Origin of the sequence: Polynucleobacter sp. QLW-P1DATA-2 (assembly GCF_001870365.1) — a bacterium.
In the GTDB taxonomy this organism is placed as follows: domain Bacteria; phylum Pseudomonadota; class Gammaproteobacteria; order Burkholderiales; family Burkholderiaceae; genus Polynucleobacter.
In genome coordinates, this window is the sequence record NZ_LZMQ01000003.1 from 849,565 (window position 1) to 866,999 (window position 17,435).

The following is a 17,435-nucleotide window of genomic DNA, read 5'->3' on the forward strand; positions in this document are numbered from 1 at the left end:
TAATGTGAATGTATTCAAAATGCTTTAGGATTTAGCAAAATGTAGTTCAAAGCAGTAAAGACGTTAGTAAAAAAATAAAAGAAATCAGGAGACGTATCTATGAAATTAAAAACCATTCATTCTTTGATGTTTGCTGCAGGAATGGCAGTTGCTACTTTAGCAAGTGCTCAGGCTCCAGCGGCAGCGCCGTCTGCAGTGCCTGCTATTCCGCCAACATGGGCGCAAGGTAGAACTGCTGATGGCATGAATCCATCCTTAGCCCCAAACCCTCCTGGCATCTCTGCATTGCCTGCAGATGAAATTCCAGTAAGCAAGTTAAAAGTACCGGCAGGCTTCAAAATTGAGCTCTGGGCATCAGGTATGCCTAATGGCCGCTCAATGACAGAATCTCCAAGTGGCACAGTGTATGTGGGCACTCGCTTTACCGGTAATGTCTATGCCGTGGTAACGAAAGACGGTAAACGTGAAGTAAAAACGATTGCTAAGGGCTTGCATCGCCCTAACGGTGTGGCGTTTGCAAACGGCTCACTCTATGTTGCCGAACTGTCTCGCATTATTCGTTACGACAATATTGAGAAAAATTTAGACAATCCACCTGCGCCAGTAGTGGTGTTTGATGCACTTCCAAAAGATGAGCCGCATGGTTGGAAGTTCATGACTTTAAGTCCTGATGGTCAGTACTTGTATTTCCAAATTGGCACGCCAGCCAATATCGTGGTACCTCCATACACTCATGCTGCGATCGTGCGCTTGAATTTGAAGACTAATATTTTGGAATACGTAGCTACTGGAGTTCGCAATAGTGTCGGCATGGATTTCCAAAAAGGGACTAAGGAACTTTGGTTCACCAATAATGGTCGTGACTGGGCAGATGAAAATCTACCAAACGACACCTTGAATCGTTTATCTCGTCCAAAAGGCATGAACTTTGGCTACCCATTCTGTCATCAAGGTGACTTCTTGGATCCTGAGTTTGGTAAGGGCCGTTCATGTGATGAGTTTGATAAACCAGAAATGAAGCTAGGTGCTCACGTGGCTGCTCTGGGTATGCGTTTTTATAACGGCAATATGTTCCCAGCAGAATACAAAGGCAATATTTTCATCGCAGAACATGGTTCATGGAATAAAACTAAGAAATCCGGTTATCAAGTTGTACGCGTTGTCTTGGATGGTAAGAACAAACCAGTTAAGCTAGAACCATTCATTACTGGCTGGGTTGAAGGTGAAAACTTCTGGGGTCGTCCAGTAGATGTTCAAGTTCTCAAAGATGGATCGATGTTGGTGTCCGATGATGAGACTGGTGCAATCTTCCGCGTGTCATACGGCAAATGAAATTAATGACTAGTACTAAGGCCATCCTCGTGGTGGCCTTTTTTAATATTCCCTTTCTGTCATTCAATGCTGGTGCAGCACCACCAGATGCTGCTGCTGGCAAAGTCAAGGCACAAAGCTGTTTTGCTTGTCATGGTGAAAATGGCATTGGTATCTCCCCAGAGATCCCCAATCTTGCTGCACAACCCCCACTTTCGATTACCTATCAACTGATTCAATTTAGAGGGCAACAGCGTAATGGCGGGGCAATGGCAGCGCTTGCGGCCGGATTAAGTGATCAAGATATGCGTGATATTGCTGCTTACTATGCGGCCTTGCCACCGCCACCTGCAAAACCTGGCAATGCAGAAAAAATTGCCAAGGGTCAACAGATCTCCAGTACGCAATATTGCAATTCTTGTCATGGGGCCCAGCTGCAGGGACAAAAACACATTGCACGCTTAGCAGGTCAATCGCCAGAATATGTAATGACTCAACTGAAAAACATTCGATCTGGCACGCGCATTGATATGGATGGCACAATGGGTAGTGCAGCACGCGGCTTGAGTGATGACGATATCGAAGCTCTAGCTGCTTATGCCGCCTCCCTTAATTAACTTGCGTCAGATTCCTCTTTGCAGTCAAAAAACCATTTTCTTCTTGTCGATTTTTTAAAGACCTTTGCCTCTCTAACGATCATTCTTCATCATTTTTCGAGTTATGGTCAGATTGCTGAAGATGTTAGGCAACTTCTGCCGGGAATCATGACTTGGTTGTTTGAGTATGGTCGTTACGCTGTACAGATCTTTTTGGTAATGGGCGGCTACCTGGCCGCCCAATCCCTCACGCGCACAAGTGATCTTAAAAATCCGCGCAATGTCTTAAAGACAATCTTTAATCGCTACCTACGATTATTTGCACCTTATGTTATTGCTTTGCTCATCACAATAGCTTGTGCCTGGGTTGCGCGCTTCTGGGTGCAGGATGAATTTGTGGGCGAATCGGAAACGCTTGGCCAGTTCTTGGCACATTTATTTTTCTTGCAAGGTATCTTAGGCCTAGATTCAATCTCGGCTGGTGTTTGGTATGTTGCGATTGATTGGCAGTTGTATGCAATTCTGGCCATCATGCTTGGTATGTTTCCGGGCTATCGATCCGTTGTTTGGGTGTTGCTAGTTCTCTGTGTTGCATCTCTGCTGTATTTCAATCGTCATGGGGATTATGAAAACTATTTCATTTACTTCATGGGTGCCTACGGCTTAGGGGTGCTGGCGCAGCTTTGCAAAAACTTTCCTGATAAAGCAGTCAATCGCTTTGCTCAAATGTGGATTATTGTGATTGGCTTGGTGATTGCGGTATCAAGCTTTCATGAATTCTGGCTACGCAATATTTTGGCGTATGTCGTTACTATTGCATTGATCTTCTGGGGTGACTGGGCCTATAAAGATCAGAGGCAGGTTCATAAGCGACCTCAACATCAATCTAAAACCCACAAGTTAGTTAACGTGATTCTCTGGGGTAGTAGAAGATCGTATTGCGCTTTCTTAATTCATTTCTCATTTATCTTGCTGGCCAATACTTTGTATATTGCCTGGGGCATGAATCAGCGCCACGATGGCGTTATGGCGCTAGCCCTAATGATGATTGCTATTGCCGCTAGCTGGATGACAGCAACATATCTGTATCGCTGGGTTGAAGTGCCAGCTCGCAGAATCAAACTCTAAAGACCCATCTCTTTTAAGACGCGAAAGATTTCTCGATAAGCCTTTGGCGGTTTGTTTTGCTCTTTCTCTCTACGTGCATTCCGAATCAGAGTACGCATATTCTGAATATCCATATCGGGATACTTTTCAATCATCTTAGTAAACGTTTCGTCATTCGAAATCAGCCTGTCACGATAGCTTTCTAAGAAGTGCAATTTAGCCGTTTCTGCTTTGCTTACCCCTTGAATAGCATCAAGTCGTTTTTGGATTGCATCAAGCTCTTCTTCGTCCAAGAAGCGCATGAGCTTACCTAAGTATTGCTTGTGACGACGAATGGCTTCAAAACTTTTAATCTTGTTGGTCTCTGCAATTGCTACTTTGATCGCCTCATCCATAGGGATGGTTTTAAGGGCATCGCTACTTAAAGCCGCTAATACTTCCGCCAATTTCTGGCGCTCGGTCATTTGGCGCTTTAACTCCGATTTGCTCGGGCCTTCATCTTCCTCGGGAAGCTTGGGCGTACGATTTTTCTCATTGATATGCATATGGCTATTTTAGACGGGTATTGGGCTCTAACTATTCTTTACTCATTTTTTGCTTTAGAAGTCGTAAATCGGAACTGGAAAATAGCTGACTTCTCCCAATAATGGTTGACGGCTTTAATCTGCCTGCCTGAACGTATCTGCGCAAAGTAGGGAGGGAAATTTCTAAAAATTCCGCAGCCTCTTCTGCTGAAAAACTCGCATTTCTGAGATCTCCAAATACTTGATCATGGCTGTAGTCAGTCTCTTTAAAGGCATTTATTGCAATTAAAGAGAAAAATTTAATTCGTTCTTTTGCTGGCATTTGCTTCACTTGAGCAAACAAATCCTCTGCAGTAATAGATTGAATCATGTTTGCACCTCACTTTCTTTGCATGGTTATGAACTTTTAGTTCAATCGAATTGATCTTTTTAGCTGGGTATAAAAGTTTTCATGAGATCCAATTTGATAGAACTTAATCCAGGTAATACTCGGTTGATCAAGGCTTTGATCAAACTCATATGCCATTAAATATTCTTGTTTATTAAAGTGAAACTTATGCGCAAAAACTCCTTGAAGGTTGCCAGTTTTCTGTTGACCTATTTTGGGGTTGTTGCAGACCCTTATTACCTCATCTTCTATTGCCAACTGCAGTGGTCTCCGAGACTTTTTTACAAATTGGGCAAATGCTTTTTTATAGCTAGTTCTTATGATCTAATATTAGATCAAATATGATTCTATAACAAATCAACAAAAATACCAAAAAATACCTGATTTTTTGGATTGGTAAATAATAGGATGAACTTTTTTGTTGCAATGAAAACATGACTCAAGCAAATACTTACGACTACATCATTATTGGGGCGGGCAGTGCAGGCTGCATGTTGGCCAAGCGTTTGACCGAAAATCCTCAAAAGAGGGTTTTGCTGATTGAGGCAGGTAAGAGCGATAACTATATTTGGATTCACATTCCGGTTGGCTATCTCTATTGCATCGATAACCCAAGAGCGGATTGGCGCTTTAAAACCGTTGCTGAAAAAGGGCTGAATGGCCGCTCATTGCTATATCCCCGTGGCCGAGTGCTTGGAGGATGCTCCTCCATTAACGGCATGATCTATATGCGCGGTCAAGCGGGCGATTATGAATCTTGGGTGCAGGCCACAGGAGATGATGCTTGGTCTTGGGAGAATGCGCTCAAGCGCTACAAAGCATTTGAGGACTATCACAGCGATGCTGACCAATGGCATGGCAAGGGTGGCGAGTGGACTGTATCTAAGCAACGCCTGCGTTGGCCGATCATGGATCGGTTTAGAGATGCAGCAGTTGAGGCTGGCATTTCTGCGTCAGATGACTTTAATCGAGGCGATAACTTTGGCGTGGGTTACTTTGATGTCAGTCAACGTAAGGGCTGGAGGCTGAATACTTCAAAAGCATTTTTAAAAGAGGCGGTTAAGCGCAGCAACTTAACTGTACTTACTGAGGCAGTTGTTACTAAACTCAAAATTGATCCAATGACTAAAAACTGTCTTGGCCTTGAGTACCAGAAGAATGGGATAGCTAGTGAAGCGCGCATTAACCCAAGTGGCGAAGTGCTTCTGTGTGCTGGTGCGATTGGTAGCGTACAAATACTGGAGCGTTCAGGCGTAGGTTCTGCTGCGCATCTTCATAAACTAGGTATTCCAGTCATTGCAGACTTGCCTGGTGTTGGCGAGAACCTGCAGGACCATTTGCAATTACGCATGATCTATAAAGTCAGCGGCATTAAGACCTTAAACACCAAAGCCAATTCTTTGTTTGGCAAGATGATGATTGGTTTGGAATATCTCCTTAAGCGCTCAGGCCCCATGTCTATGGCGCCATCACAGCTCGGTGCTTTTGCTTATAGCTCGCCTGCACAAAAGAGTGCCAACTTGGAATATCACGTACAACCTTTGTCGCTTGAGCGCTTCGGTGAAGATTTGCATTCCTTTAATGCTTTCACTGCAAGCGTATGCAACTTACGCCCAACATCACGCGGAAGTGTGCACATCACTTCAACGGATCCTGAAGCGCCACCAGCAATTCACCCCAATTATTTATCGACGGATGACGATCGTAAAGTCGCAGCAGAATCTTTACGCTTGACGCGCAGTATTGTGCAAAGCCAGGCACTTAGACCTTATGCCCCGGAAGAATATAAGCCTGGTGCGCAGTATCAAAGTGATGAAGAGTTGGCTAAAGCAGCAGGCGATATTGGAACAACGATTTTTCATCCTGTAGGAACATGCAAGATGGGGCGCGCCGATGATTCGATGGCAGTGCTCGATTCAGAGTTGCGCGTGAGGGGCATTCATCATCTGCGAGTAGTGGATGCTTCTGCGATGCCAACGATTACTTCGGGCAACACTGCGGCACCAACCATGATGATTGCGCAGCGCGCAGCAGAATTGCTCACGCGTGAATAGTCCACGCAAGCCTCAGCTGAATTACCAGTTGCCAGCAAGTCATCTGCTCCTGGCTTTAGCAATCGTAGCCGTATGGGGCACCAATTTTGTAGTTGTATCAAAATCTCCTTGGCGAGCTTTCCACCATTTTTATTTGCCGCACTTCGTTATGTTTTTGCATTTCTGCCGGCTGCACTTTTGTTACCAAGGCCAAAGGTGTCTTGGATCAACCTTTGTGTTTATGGCTTGGCTGTAGGGGTAGGTCAATTCGGAGTGCTCTACTACGCGATCGATGGGTATATTTCTCCTGGTTTGGCTTCTTTGGTCATTCAGACCCAGGTATTTTTCACGATTGGTTTTGCCATGCTGTTTGCTAAAGAGCGACTGAAGCTCTATCAAGCGGTGGCAGTAGGTATCGCCATGATTGGTCTGGGAATTATTGCAGTGCATACCGATGCCACCACAACCGTTCTAGGATTGGCCCTAGTGGTATTTTGCGGCTTTTCTTGGGGTATCGCTAATACTGCCAGCCGGCGTGCAGGAGCCATCAACATGCTTTCTTATGTGGTGTGGGCTAGCGTTTATGCCATTCCACCCCTTTTTGCTATTGCCCTCATATTCGAAGGAGGGTGGGGATCCATGAGTAGCTCACTGACTTCTGCGCCTTTGAGTGCTTGGCTTGGAGTGTTTTGGCAGTCCTGGGGCAATACCCTGTTTGGCTACGGTGCCTGGGCCTGGTTGCTCTCTAAGCATCCTGCCGCCGTAGTCGCACCAGCACCATTATTAGTGCCCATATTTGGGATGGGGGCATCAGCCTTTTTCCTGGCTGAGCCATTGCCGGCGTGGAAAGTATTGGCGGCGAGTTTGGTAATCGCTGGTTTGGTGGTCAATTTATTTTGGCCAAGTCTGCGGAACCGCCTTACACGCTACTGTTGATCGCGCCTCACTGGCCCTGAGAGCTAGTGTAAAACCCTAATACAAAACCCTTTTTTTGGCCATGCATTAACAGTAAGATAACAATTCGTTATTTGTACTACCTATAAAAATTATTTATTCAATAGCACTTTTAGTCATGGAGACTTTATGAAGATTCGTCATCACATTTTTGCAGTAGCTGCTACTGCGCTGCTCGCAACTGGCGCTTACGCCGCTGATATCAAAGTAGGTGTTATTGGTCCATTCACAGGCGGCTCATCCTCAATGGGTGTAAGTATGCGTGATGGCGTGCGTTTGGCAGCTAAAGAAATTAACGCTGCCGGTGGTGTTAACGGCAATAAACTCGTTTTAGTTGAGCGTGACGACGAAGCCAAGAACGAGCGCGGCGTACAAATTACTCAGGAATTTATTAACAACGAGAAAGTAGTTGCTACTCTCGGTTATATCAACACTGGTGTTGCTTTGGCTTCACAGCGCTTTTATCAAGAAGCAAAGATCCCTGTAATTAATAACGTAGCAACGGGTTCATTGATCACTCATCAGTTCCCAAATGCTCAGGAGAACTATGTTTTCCGGACAGCAGCTGCTGACAATATTCAAGCACCGATGATTGCAAAGGAAGCAGTTGAAAAGCGTGGCCTAAAGAAGGTGGCGATTTTGGCTGACTCAACAAACTACGGTCAATTGGGTCGCGAGGACTTAGAGAAAGCGCTGAAGGGTTACGGCATAACCCCAGTGGCAACTGAAAAGTTCAATATTGGCGACGTCGATATGACTTCACAGTTACTGAAGGCAAAAAATGCTGGTGCAGATGTAGTATTGACTTATGCAATTGGACCTGAGTTAGCACAAATTGCCAACGGTATGGCAAAGTTAGGTTGGAAGAAGCCAATTATTGGTAGCTGGACATTGTCTATGGCTAGCTTTATTGATACTGCGGGTAAGAATGGTGATGGCGCAACAATGCCAGAAACTTTTATTCAACAACCAGCAACAACGCCTAAGCGTAAAGCTTTCGTTGATGCGTACTTAAAAGATTTCAAGCCTAAGAATGGCATCATCGCATCACCTGTTTCTGCTGCTCAAGGTTATGACTCTGTTTACCTTTTGGCTGCTGCAATCAAGCAAGCAAACAGCACTGAAGGGCCAAAGATTTTGGCGGCATTGCAAGATCTCAAGACCCCGGTTGATGGCGTTGTAATTACCTATAACAAGCCATACTCTGCAACCGACCATGAAGCAATCAAGGCAAAAGACGTTGTTATGGGCGTGGTTGAGAGCGGCCGTGTTCAGTTCTTGAATGCTGAGGATGCAACGGCTAAGAAGAAGTAATAGAAGAAGTAATTCTTGTAGTTCATGTGCAAGTCAGTACTTTTTGCACTGCAACATTTTTGAATGCAAAGCGCCGCCGTCAGAGCGGCGTTTTGCTTACAATGTCGGATTCGTCAATAAAACAGTTTTAAGTATCTTTTAGGCCAATAACAATGGACATGCTTGCACAAATCCTCTCAAGCGGTATCGCGGTGGGGATGATCTATGCGGTGATCGCTTTCGGTTTCCAGCTTACTTTTGCCACATCGGGCACATTGAACTTCGGTCAGGGTGAAGCCTTGATGTTAGGTGCACTGGTAGGTTTGACCTGCGTCGATACCTTTGGCATGAACTACTGGGCCATGATTCCCATTGTTTGTATCTTCGGCATGATCCAAGGTAGCTTTGTTGAGTTGATTGGTGTGCGTCCTGCAATCAAAATAAAGTCTGAGTTCGGCTGGATTATGTCCACAATTGCACTCGGTATTATTTTCAAGAACGTTGCTGAAAATATTTGGGGTCGTGATGCATTGCCATTCCCATCTCCTTTGCCAATGGAGCCGATGAGCTTCTTGGGCGCTAATATTTTGCCAATGGAAATATTAGTTGTGGTGGGTGCGTTGGTGATGATGTTATTGGTTGAATTCTTTAACCGTAAAACAATTTACGGTAAAGCAGTAGTTGCTACTGCAAATGATCGTGATGCTGCTGGCTTAATGGGCATCAACACCAGCATGGTGATCACCTTCTCATACGCCTTGTCCTCATTGACCGCAGCGTTTGCTGGCGTCTTGATTGCGCCTTTGACATTAACTGGCGCAACCATGGGCGGCGCCCTAGGTTTAAAGGCTTTCGCGGTTGCGATCATTGGCGGATTATCAAGCGGCCTCGGAATCATTGTGGGTGGTTTGATTCTGGGTATTGTTGAAACAGCTACTGGCTTTTATATCTCTACTGGTTACAAAGATGTTCCAGGTTTGATTTTGCTGTTGCTTGTATTGGCATACAAACCATCTGGTCTCTTCGGCAAATCTGCAATTAAGAAAGTTTAATGATGAAATTGAAGTCCTCCATTCCTCTATTAATTGCGATAGCTGGCTTATTTTGCTTGCCATTAGTTCTGCAGAATCCCTATTACATCCATTTAGCAGAAACAATTCTGATCTACACCATTCTTTTGTTTGGTTTGGATATTGTGGTCGGCTATGTAGGTCAAGTATCTTTGGGTCACGCTGCATTGTTTGGTATTGGTTCATATACTGCTGGCATCTTGTTTTTCCAGCTGGGCTGGCCAATTTGGATAACCATTCCAGCATCGATTGTTGTTACTGCCTTCTTTGGCGGGATCCTGGCATTACCAGCATTGAAAGTCGTAGGTCCTTATTTGGCGATGGTGACTTTGGCATTCGGAACGATTGCCCAAATTCTCATTAATGAAATGACTTGGTTAACTGAGGGGCCGTTGGGTATTAAGTTAACCTTGCCAGAGCTGATGGGAGCGCCAATGAACGTTACCGAATACTTCTGGTTGGTAGCGGTATTCTGCATCCTAGCCCTCATTGTCATTGACCGCTTGGTAAAATCACAAATGGGTCGTGCTTTTGAAGCTTTGCGTGATAGCCCGATTGCTTGTGACTGTATGGGCGTTTCTGTATACCGCTTTAAAGTGATTGCATTTGTCATTAGCGCAGGCTTTGCAGGCTTGGCTGGTTGCTTGTATGCCTATTCTGAGCAATACATCTCGCCCAACACCTACAACAATGAACTGGCCGTCCTCTTTTTGCTTGGCATCATCATGGGTGGACGTAAGTCACGCTTAGGTGCAGCGATTGGTGCAGCGATTATTGTTCTGTTGCCAAAACTGCTCGATGACATCAATCTATTCCGCATCGTGGCATCGATCATTGCAGTCGTGGTGGTGATTGGTGCTGCAATGGCTCTGTCCAAGAAGGTCACAACTCCAAGGCGTGTGGTAGTCCCGGTTGCTGGCGTAGTTGGCTTAGCAGTATTTTCTTTTTGGCTCAATAGTATTGCAGACTGGCGCCTAAGTATTTTTGGCTTCATGATTTTGTTGGTGGTGTACTACTTGCAAAATGGTATCGTTGGTTTTGCAAAGAGCTTCTATCAATCTATTGCGGGTAAGGCAAAAACTGTTCGTGGCGGTGATGCTGAAGTAGTGGATGACTCCATTAGCTTCATCAGCGCTGTTGGTAATCAAAATGCCGGTGCAGAACTCTTAAAGGTAGATTCTGTATTAATGCAGTTTGGTGGTTTGAAGGCCTTGAACAAAGTGGATCTCAGCATTAAGCGCGGCACCATTCATGGTTTGATCGGACCAAACGGTTCCGGTAAGAGCACGATGATGAACGTATTGACTGGTATTTATGTTCCGACAGCGGGTAACGTTTTGTATGCAGGTGAGAGCGTTGTTGGCAAAACTTCCTCTGACATCGCCTTGTCTGGTATTGCCCGTACCTTCCAGAACGTTCAGCTCTTTGGTGAAATGACTGCCATCCAAAATATTTTGGTCGGTTTGCATCACACCTTCAAATCTAATATGGTGGAAATTGCTTTGCACCTCCCACGTTACAAGCGTGAAGAAGCTGAAGCGCATGCTCGCGCTATGGCTCTGCTCAAGTTTGTTGGCTTGGATGATTTAGCAAACGAAGAGGCGCGCAATTTGCCTTACGGTAAGCAGCGCTTGCTTGAGATTGCCCGTGCATTAGCCCTTGACCCAGAATTACTCCTCTTGGATGAGCCAGCCGCTGGTTTGACTGCTCCCGATATTCAGGAACTCTTGCGCATCATTCGTAAGATTCGTGATAACGGCATTACTTTCATCCTGATTGAGCATCACATGGACGTAGTGATGTCAGTTTGCGATACCGTTTCTGTGTTGGACTTCGGTCAGAAGATTGCAGAAGGTAAGCCAGCTGAAGTTCAGGCAGACGAGAAGGTGATTCATGCCTACTTGGGCGCTTAATCACTAGAACCTATTGAATCGGTAAATACCATGTTATCTATTAAGAATCTTGAAGCAGGCTACGGTAAAGTTAAAGTCCTCCATGGCATCAATATTGATGTACCTAAGGGTCAAGTAATTACTTTGATTGGCTCTAACGGTGCCGGCAAAACCACCACAATGCGTGCTATTACCGGCATGATTAAGCCAACTGCAGGTGAAGTTACTTTAGGTGGTGAAAAAATTGATGGTTATGACTCTCATAAAATTGCTCGCCTAGGTTTGGCTCATAGTCCTGAAGGCCGTCGTGTCTTTACTACCATGTCAGTCACTGACAATTTATTGCTGGGCGCATTTCCACGCTTTACTGGTAGCCGCCCAAAGGGTGATATCAAGCATGATTTAGATAAGGCCTTAGAGATGTTCCCGCGCCTCAAAGAGCGTCGCAATCAGTTGGCTGGTACTTTGTCCGGTGGAGAACAGCAAATGTTGGCTATGGCTCGTGCCGTGATGCTGAACCCAGAGATCATTCTGTTGGATGAGCCTTCAATGGGCCTTGCGCCAATTTTGGTAGAAGAGGTTTTTAAGATTATTTCTAATCTCAAATCACAAGGTGTAACGATGCTACTGGTCGAGCAGTTTGCTGCTGCAGCTCTGAACGTGGCTGACTACGGCTATGTATTAGAGAATGGCAAGATTGCTACGCATGGTCCAGCAAGTAAGCTCAAGGATGACCCGGCAGTTAAGGCGGCATACTTGGGTGGAGCAGGTGGCCACTAAGAAATTACCTTAGTAGTTATAGAAAAAAGCCCTTAGAAATAAGGGCTTTTTCTTTAGTAGTAAGCAATACAAACTGGTTTTTCAAAAGACACGAAGGCCCTTAATAGTGAGGCTGATTGCAACAGCAAAAACCATCACTGCAAATACTTGCTGCAAACGAGGCCCACTCAGTTTTTTACTTATCATCATCCCTATGAGTAGTCCTGCTAGTGCCCCCAGAGAAAACGGGGCGGCAATCAGAAAATTCACATTACCGGATGCTGCGGAGTAGGCGACGCTTCCGCCAGATACCAAGGCTTGCACCCCTAATGAGGTGACGATAATAGATTGTGCAGATAAATTGGTATACCGTTTTAGAGCGGGAATGATGATGAAGCCACCACCGACTCCAAGCAGTCCAGATAAAAATCCTGCTAGGCCGCCCGTCATAAGAAGTGCTTTTGCGCAGGGGACATTCCAATTAAATTTACCAATAGCAGGATCTATTAAGCAAGGTGGTGCTTGCCGCAAAGAATCTGGAATTCCGAGAATAGATTGACGTGCTTTTACATATTGACTCAATGCAGAATAAAAAAGAGCGGCACTAAAAATTAATAGCAATGGGCCATTGGGAATGTGATTAGCAAGCCAAAAACCCAGAGGGGCTAATATCACCCCAAAGCTAGCCATGAAGATCGCTGCTTTATAGCGCAAGAGATTATTTTTTAGTCCCAGAAGGGCGCCCACACTTGCTGCAAGTGCAATTGCACAAAGAGCAATAGGGCTGGCATCCACCATATTCATGTGCAGGGCAAATACCAAGAGCGGTACGGACAGAATTCCGCCTCCAGCGCCAGTAAGACCCATCAATAGGCCTACTAATACGCCCAGCAATGGGCTGATGATTGAGTTATCCATTCCACTAGATTTTATAGGGGAATGAATTCTTTTATGCCTTAATTAGCGGCTGTACCACTCCCTATTCTCGAAGTCTGATGGGTTGGTGCATAAGAAAGATGGCAAAGAATAGCAAGCCAATAACCGAGTGCACATCAATCACCGTATCTCGCATCCATTCTGGGCCGTAATAGAGTAGCGCTCCAGAAATGATTAATGCACTTAAGAGGCTTAGTTGGCTAAATCCACTATGCCATTTTCGTCCTGACTTGAGACCTGCCTTAAGGTGAAAAGGCAGTATTGATCCAAGTGCCAGTGTTGCAAATATTGCAGCAATCCCATGTATTGCTAATACATTATGGTTGCCTAGCAATACTCGATTAATCTGTAGTTCATGTCCGAGGAGGTAGATGACCCCAGTAAGAGAGCAAATCATCATCCCAGAAGTGACAAACCACTTTTGCCATACCGGCATTTTCCCTAGGCGACTCATGTAGCAATCCTGATGGCCTGAGCTGAGAATTTCTTAAAGCAGGGATGATGTTGATTTTGAGATAGGGCCAGGACTTTTGTTAGAGCATCTGCATAGATACATTCTTTTGCCAATACTGAATAGGAGTCTCTTGATTGAAGAGTTGATTCTTCTTGTGATAAAGGATTAATGAGGTGACTATGTTGTTCATCTCGTTTTGCAAAATACAAACCACTGGTAGCTAGTGCTGCATTTTGCAGGGTGCCAATTTCGAGTAACTCCGAGGGCTGTCTTGGATTGCGGATATGAATAGGCCAAGAAGATTCACCAAACACTCGCAGATCTCCTCCGGCATTGACTGAACCAGAAAAGACGCCTTCAGAGATGAGTATCTTGACTGCCATATCTACTGCAAACCCTTTGGCAATACCCCCAAGATCTAAACATACTGGACGCCTAGAGATAATGAGCTCTGGCGCGAGAAAACTGATATCTTCGATGCCACCAAGATCATGGTTGCTAAAGGTGATATGGCGAGGCAGCAAACCAGCCGCCACTAGTCGGTGACCAATTCCACAATTAAACAAGCCACCAGAATGGCGATATATCTTTTTGGCAATACATAAGACTTGTGCTGTCCAAGGATGAATATCTACTGCTTTTTGGTGAGCAAGATGATTGATGCGATTCAGTTCGCTATTGGGGTTATGAAAACCCATGAGCTCTTGAATCTTTTGAATGACAGAGAACGCACGATCAATTGGTATTTGGCAATCCTCCTGATCGACCACGATTTCAACAAAAGTACCCAATAGTGGTTTACAACGCATCATCATTTGGTTTGTACTGGAATATTCTTGAGAGCCAGCTCATAAAGCACAGTTACTCGCTTAACGCCATCAGTCAAATGTTTGCATGACAAAGTCGCCCCACCAATATTCTGAATATCTTGATTGAGCTTGATGGGGTCTACTGAAGTTTTACCTACAAATTGTTTGCGCCACTGAGCCTCTGCCACCTCATAGCCATAGGACTCAAGGTATTCCAATATCTCAACGCCAGTAATGCTTCCTTTGGCATTGAGAGCGACAGCGTAAGTAATCATTTCATGCTTGCCTACGACCTCGTCGATCACGAACCAGCCGCCATTAGATGATTGCCAAATGCGATCTCCCCGAAAGGGGTGGCGAATACTAGATGCCGCCCGCATTCTTTCTTGTAGGTCATCAGTAATGATGAGGGGAGATTTACTCAATAATGCATTTGGGAACAGAATTTGCTGGGCTTGCTCGCTGGAGATATAAATCTTCGCTTGAACAATGATGGGGGCCGTCAATAGCGCTAACCCAGCTAGGGCACAGGGAGATGGTTTCCAGTTCATTGGATTGATTTCTACTCTATGGCTTAGTTGAGTGGAAAGCCCACTTTGAGGATGTATTCATTAACCGAGTGGCTATCCCATACCCGGGCATTGGAGCATTCCGCTTCGCCGCCACCCATGCAAGTCCCACCAGCAAGCTGATAGCGCCAGGCACCAGTTACCCACCAATCCTTTGCGGCATAGTGCAAATTGGGGCCGACAAAGGTGGCGCGCTGTACTTGATTGCGTAAATTGAGCTCTGAGTAGTCATTATGGAAACGGGCTTCTACGCCAGCTGACCATTTGGGAGCAAAGCGATAGCTAGCTCCAACTAAGATATCGAGCATCGATTCAGGAACATTGCCATTCTCGATAAACTTTAATCGTTCATTAGCAACAACAACGTTACTTGCTACTACTAAACGATCATCGATAAAGTTAGATTGCAGTAATAAGCGAGCTTCAATTTCATCCTTATTCCTACCCCAGCTTGGCTCTAAATAAAGACCAATACCAACAGGTGAAGTCACTGGATTGGTAATGCGGTAAATCGCCTCAAGAGACCCGCCTTCAATGCCACTCTTTCTATAAGCAGTTGAGGGATCATGAGATGAAGGTACCCCATAGCCGCCTGTGCAGGTGGGTGTATCACCGCATGCCTCTGGATTGGTGTAATTTTGATTGGCATCGGTGTAGTACGAATTGATATAGCCTGCAATTTGCAAATCATTGGTTACGCCATATTCCAGCTCGGTTCTTGCTGTCCAAGCATCATAAGTACCAGATGCTTGTGTTTGGTTTAGTTGCAGTCGTTGTTCAAACTCCAATTTATCTTTTGGTTGAAGATCTAAGGTATAGATCCATCCAAAGACACCTTCACCAGCATGAGCTAATGAGAAATGTAAGGTGGCAGCGAGGACGAGACTAAAGGCAATCAGTTTTTGAATGGTCAGTTTCATATTTATTCGAGAGAAGGGGTTGAAAGAAGTGGCTAAAACTTAAATGAGAACGGTTCTCAATATAGCAAATCAAATGAGAATGATTCTCAAGTGGTTAAAAGACCTTCTCTGAATAAATGGCTAAATTTGTAGGGTGATTTGTATTCCCTTGTAAGATTTCACTTCAATGGATTCACAAGCACTAGAAAAACTCGTACTCATGAAAATGCCTTACGGTAAGCATGCAGGGAGAGCTTTGGCAGATTTGCCAGGAAATTATTTAGCGTGGTTTGCACGCGAAGGATTTCCGAAGGGTGAAATAGGCGAGTTGCTAGAGTTAATGCACACCCTAGATCACAATGGATTGCGCGGATTGCTTGCACCCATTCAGCGGGCGCATGGCCTGCAAGCTAAATCAAAACTACTTTGAGCGAATGATGGCAGTAACGCGATTGCGTTCGTAGGTAACACCAGGGATATCTGGTGGGCTGCTTTGAATAGGACTGATGAATAAGGCGGTTTGCGATTCAATTTGCGAGGCGATCCGTTTGGCTAGCTCTTCATTGCGGTCATATTGAATCTGAATGCTTGCCACTTTTCCCTCCCGAATGCGGGTAACGATGCCATTGACCTTTTCTGGCGAGTACACATCAAAAAATACGGGGTACCACCCGCCAAGAACGGCCTTATTTGGCTTGGCATTGGGGGCGATTGCTTGGGTCTGCGAAGGGTCCTTATTCAACGGCAATTGAAAATCGATTCCCGTCTTCTCTATTAAATCTGCATAAGAGATCGGCGGGGACATTCGAGCCTCATTGGTGTTTTCAATCCAATAAGCCCACGCCAAATTTTTATTCGGGTCGTAAACCAATTTATACAGATGGCTTGGAATCGTTACCTGACCTCTACCAATGCTTCCTTGATTTCCAGTGGAGCCAGTAAAAACATATATATCGCCAGCCGCTCTTTTGGCATAAAGCCGGGTCGGTTCCTCTACATTCTTGGCCCAGATGCCCTGATTATTCTGCCTAGCCTGGGGCATCATATTGGCTAGCGAGAATGACTGTGCCATGGCTCGCTCGTTGCTCATATCACCCGCTGGGGCATTATGGCCACGGTCGTAGCCGCTACCTCGATAGTCAGAAAGTAGGGCGCGTTCTGAATATGGCAGCCTTGCCTCCTCATAGAACTGGTTACTTCTGCGGGGGTGCGGAGCCAGCAGTTGCTCGCGACTCAGCTTCTCAACTGTGTAGATTGGTTTCTTATCTTGCGATGAGTAATAAACCGCAAAGCTATCAAAGCAAAGATCCCGTCCAGCCTGGGTAGTTATAGGCACCTGTTGGTTTGGAAAGAGCTCATTACATGCTTCAAAGAGAGCAAAAGCCCTGATAGGAGCTAGCAAGCAAGCAAGAAGGGCTGCAAGAGTCAGGAGTTTGCGTTTCAATTTCATTGTTTATCAGTGTAGGGGCTGGCTTTAAGTAGCCTAAATCTTTTTTCTTAGCTCGCTGACTTATTAGCCCTTCAGCGAGTACTAATTTGCTCGGTAGCTGGGCTGGCGTGCTCCTCTAAACCAGCAATGGCCTTTAAAAATAATGCCTTGCAACATTTACTAGCTGTCACTATGGGTAGAAATTTGCGGACTTGAAAATACTAGATGTATGGTTTTTAGGGATGATTTTTCATTCCAAATAGTAAAAAAGTCAGAATTTAGACAATTTTTTATAAAATGAAATTAGTGCGCCCTAACATAGCTAAGCTATTGAAATATATAGATAAATTATCTATTTTTCAGGATATATTCGGGATCTCCCGTATTTCAAGACCTAAAAGTTATTGAAATG

Annotated in this window: 18 protein-coding genes and 1 pseudogene; 10 read left to right on the forward strand and 9 right to left on the reverse strand. The window is 45.1% G+C overall.

Features of this window, described 5'->3' with window-relative positions:
- Positions 1-99 precede the first annotated feature (99 nt).
- Genes A9236_RS06985 through A9236_RS06995 form a run of 3 tightly spaced genes read left to right on the forward strand, consistent with a single transcriptional unit; the run spans position 100 to position 3,035 of the window.
- On the forward strand, positions 100-1,332 hold the full coding sequence (locus A9236_RS06985; RefSeq protein WP_236638758.1) for a sorbosone dehydrogenase family protein: 1,233 nt from the start codon (positions 100-102) through the stop codon (positions 1,330-1,332).
- A 5-nt stretch (positions 1,333-1,337) separates the two neighbouring features.
- On the forward strand, positions 1,338-1,928 hold the full coding sequence (locus A9236_RS06990) for a c-type cytochrome (RefSeq protein WP_161485613.1): 591 nt from the start codon (positions 1,338-1,340) through the stop codon (positions 1,926-1,928).
- A gap of 18 nt (positions 1,929-1,946) precedes the next feature.
- Positions 1,947-3,035 carry an acyltransferase gene (locus tag A9236_RS06995; RefSeq protein ID WP_071464683.1) on the forward strand — a complete coding sequence of 363 codons (1,089 nt, stop codon included), beginning with the start codon at positions 1,947-1,949 and terminating at the stop codon, positions 3,033-3,035.
- Here A9236_RS06995 and yjgA read toward each other — a convergent pair.
- Genes yjgA through A9236_RS07010 form a run of 3 tightly spaced genes read right to left on the reverse strand, consistent with a single transcriptional unit; the run spans position 3,032 to position 4,250 of the window.
- Positions 3,032-3,559, reverse strand: a complete 528-nt coding sequence (gene yjgA, locus A9236_RS07000; RefSeq protein WP_071464684.1) for a ribosome biogenesis factor YjgA — start codon at positions 3,557-3,559, stop codon at positions 3,032-3,034. The genes A9236_RS06995 and yjgA overlap by 4 nt on opposite strands.
- Positions 3,560-3,590: 31 nt before the next feature.
- On the reverse strand, positions 3,591-3,908 hold the full coding sequence (locus A9236_RS07005; RefSeq protein WP_071464685.1) for a helix-turn-helix domain-containing protein: 318 nt from the start codon (positions 3,906-3,908) through the stop codon (positions 3,591-3,593).
- 36 nt (positions 3,909-3,944) lie between these two features.
- On the reverse strand, positions 3,945-4,250 hold the full coding sequence (locus A9236_RS07010) for a type II toxin-antitoxin system RelE/ParE family toxin (protein ID WP_369821171.1): 306 nt from the start codon (positions 4,248-4,250) through the stop codon (positions 3,945-3,947).
- Between the two features lie 110 nt (positions 4,251-4,360).
- Here A9236_RS07010 and A9236_RS07015 point away from each other — a divergent pair, with 110 nt between their 5' ends.
- From A9236_RS07015 to A9236_RS07040, 6 genes and pseudogenes are all read left to right on the forward strand, one after another.
- Entirely contained in the window at positions 4,361-5,980 is a 1,620-nt protein-coding gene (locus tag A9236_RS07015; RefSeq protein WP_071464687.1) for a GMC family oxidoreductase, read from the forward strand.
- A 28-nt stretch (positions 5,981-6,008) separates the two neighbouring features.
- Positions 6,009-6,895: pseudogene (locus A9236_RS07020) on the forward strand (EamA family transporter).
- A 147-nt stretch (positions 6,896-7,042) separates the two neighbouring features.
- Positions 7,043-8,227 carry an ABC transporter substrate-binding protein gene (locus A9236_RS07025; protein WP_071464688.1) on the forward strand — a complete coding sequence of 395 codons (1,185 nt, stop codon included), beginning with the start codon at positions 7,043-7,045 and terminating at the stop codon, positions 8,225-8,227.
- 152 nt (positions 8,228-8,379) lie between these two features.
- Positions 8,380-9,258 carry a branched-chain amino acid ABC transporter permease gene (locus tag A9236_RS07030; protein WP_071464689.1) on the forward strand — a complete coding sequence of 293 codons (879 nt, stop codon included), beginning with the start codon at positions 8,380-8,382 and terminating at the stop codon, positions 9,256-9,258.
- A 2-nt stretch (positions 9,259-9,260) separates the two neighbouring features.
- Complete coding sequence (locus A9236_RS07035; protein ID WP_071465117.1) at positions 9,261-11,189, forward strand: ATP-binding cassette domain-containing protein; 1,929 nt, start codon at positions 9,261-9,263, stop codon at positions 11,187-11,189.
- A 30-nt stretch (positions 11,190-11,219) separates the two neighbouring features.
- A complete protein-coding gene (locus A9236_RS07040; protein WP_071464690.1) occupies positions 11,220-11,948 on the forward strand; it encodes an ABC transporter ATP-binding protein in 729 nt (242 codons plus the stop codon).
- Between the two features lie 81 nt (positions 11,949-12,029).
- Here A9236_RS07040 and A9236_RS07045 read toward each other — a convergent pair whose 3' ends face one another.
- The 5 genes from A9236_RS07045 to A9236_RS07065 form a co-directional block, all read right to left on the reverse strand.
- Complete coding sequence (locus A9236_RS07045) at positions 12,030-12,845, reverse strand: sulfite exporter TauE/SafE family protein (RefSeq protein WP_071464691.1); 816 nt, start codon at positions 12,843-12,845, stop codon at positions 12,030-12,032.
- Between the two features lie 61 nt (positions 12,846-12,906).
- Complete coding sequence (locus A9236_RS07050; RefSeq protein ID WP_071464692.1) at positions 12,907-13,317, reverse strand: hypothetical protein; 411 nt, start codon at positions 13,315-13,317, stop codon at positions 12,907-12,909.
- Positions 13,314-14,132 carry an FAD:protein FMN transferase gene (locus A9236_RS07055; protein ID WP_236638762.1) on the reverse strand — a complete coding sequence of 273 codons (819 nt, stop codon included), beginning with the start codon at positions 14,130-14,132 and terminating at the stop codon, positions 13,314-13,316. The genes A9236_RS07050 and A9236_RS07055 overlap by 4 nt, the downstream gene beginning before the upstream one ends.
- Entirely contained in the window at positions 14,129-14,677 is a 549-nt protein-coding gene (locus A9236_RS07060) for an FMN-binding protein (RefSeq protein ID WP_071464693.1), read from the reverse strand. The genes A9236_RS07055 and A9236_RS07060 overlap by 4 nt, the downstream gene beginning before the upstream one ends.
- Positions 14,678-14,700: 23 nt before the next feature.
- A complete protein-coding gene (locus A9236_RS07065) occupies positions 14,701-15,615 on the reverse strand; it encodes a DUF6662 family protein (RefSeq protein ID WP_083393435.1) in 915 nt (304 codons plus the stop codon).
- A 166-nt stretch (positions 15,616-15,781) separates the two neighbouring features.
- On the opposite strand from A9236_RS07065, the gene A9236_RS07070 reads away from it, so the two are divergent.
- Positions 15,782-16,024 carry a DUF3820 family protein gene (locus A9236_RS07070; protein ID WP_071464694.1) on the forward strand — a complete coding sequence of 81 codons (243 nt, stop codon included), beginning with the start codon at positions 15,782-15,784 and terminating at the stop codon, positions 16,022-16,024.
- On the opposite strand, the gene A9236_RS07075 is transcribed toward A9236_RS07070, so the two are convergent.
- Positions 16,016-17,044: a DNA/RNA non-specific endonuclease gene (locus A9236_RS07075; protein WP_071464695.1), complete on the reverse strand. Its 1,029-nt coding sequence runs from the start codon at positions 17,042-17,044 to the stop codon at positions 16,016-16,018. The genes A9236_RS07070 and A9236_RS07075 overlap by 9 nt on opposite strands.
- Positions 17,045-17,435: the final 391 nt, after the last annotated feature.

Excerpts from the sequence above, each read along its gene's own strand:
- A9236_RS06985 (WP_236638758.1), top strand. The coding sequence starts at position 100 with ATGAAATTAAAAACCATTCATTCTTTGATGTTTGCTGCAGGAATGGCA.
- A9236_RS06990 (WP_161485613.1), top strand. The coding sequence starts at position 1,338 with ATGACTAGTACTAAGGCCATCCTCGTGGTGGCCTTTTTTAATATTCCC.
- yjgA (WP_071464684.1), bottom strand. The coding sequence starts at position 3,559 with ATGCATATCAATGAGAAAAATCGTACGCCCAAGCTTCCCGAGGAAGAT.
- A9236_RS07005 (WP_071464685.1), bottom strand. The coding sequence starts at position 3,908 with ATGATTCAATCTATTACTGCAGAGGATTTGTTTGCTCAAGTGAAGCAA.
- A9236_RS07015 (WP_071464687.1), top strand. The coding sequence starts at position 4,361 with ATGACTCAAGCAAATACTTACGACTACATCATTATTGGGGCGGGCAGT.
- A9236_RS07025 (WP_071464688.1), top strand. The coding sequence starts at position 7,043 with ATGAAGATTCGTCATCACATTTTTGCAGTAGCTGCTACTGCGCTGCTC.
- A9236_RS07030 (WP_071464689.1), top strand. The coding sequence starts at position 8,380 with ATGGACATGCTTGCACAAATCCTCTCAAGCGGTATCGCGGTGGGGATG.
- A9236_RS07035 (WP_071465117.1), top strand. The coding sequence starts at position 9,261 with ATGAAATTGAAGTCCTCCATTCCTCTATTAATTGCGATAGCTGGCTTA.
- A9236_RS07040 (WP_071464690.1), top strand. The coding sequence starts at position 11,220 with ATGTTATCTATTAAGAATCTTGAAGCAGGCTACGGTAAAGTTAAAGTC.
- A9236_RS07045 (WP_071464691.1), bottom strand. The coding sequence starts at position 12,845 with ATGGATAACTCAATCATCAGCCCATTGCTGGGCGTATTAGTAGGCCTA.
- A9236_RS07050 (WP_071464692.1), bottom strand. The coding sequence starts at position 13,317 with ATGAGTCGCCTAGGGAAAATGCCGGTATGGCAAAAGTGGTTTGTCACT.
- A9236_RS07055 (WP_236638762.1), bottom strand. The coding sequence starts at position 14,132 with ATGATGATGCGTTGTAAACCACTATTGGGTACTTTTGTTGAAATCGTG.
- A9236_RS07060 (WP_071464693.1), bottom strand. The coding sequence starts at position 14,677 with ATGAACTGGAAACCATCTCCCTGTGCCCTAGCTGGGTTAGCGCTATTG.
- A9236_RS07065 (WP_083393435.1), bottom strand. The coding sequence starts at position 15,615 with ATGAAACTGACCATTCAAAAACTGATTGCCTTTAGTCTCGTCCTCGCT.
- A9236_RS07070 (WP_071464694.1), top strand. The coding sequence starts at position 15,782 with ATGGATTCACAAGCACTAGAAAAACTCGTACTCATGAAAATGCCTTAC.
- A9236_RS07075 (WP_071464695.1), bottom strand. The coding sequence starts at position 17,044 with ATGAAATTGAAACGCAAACTCCTGACTCTTGCAGCCCTTCTTGCTTGC.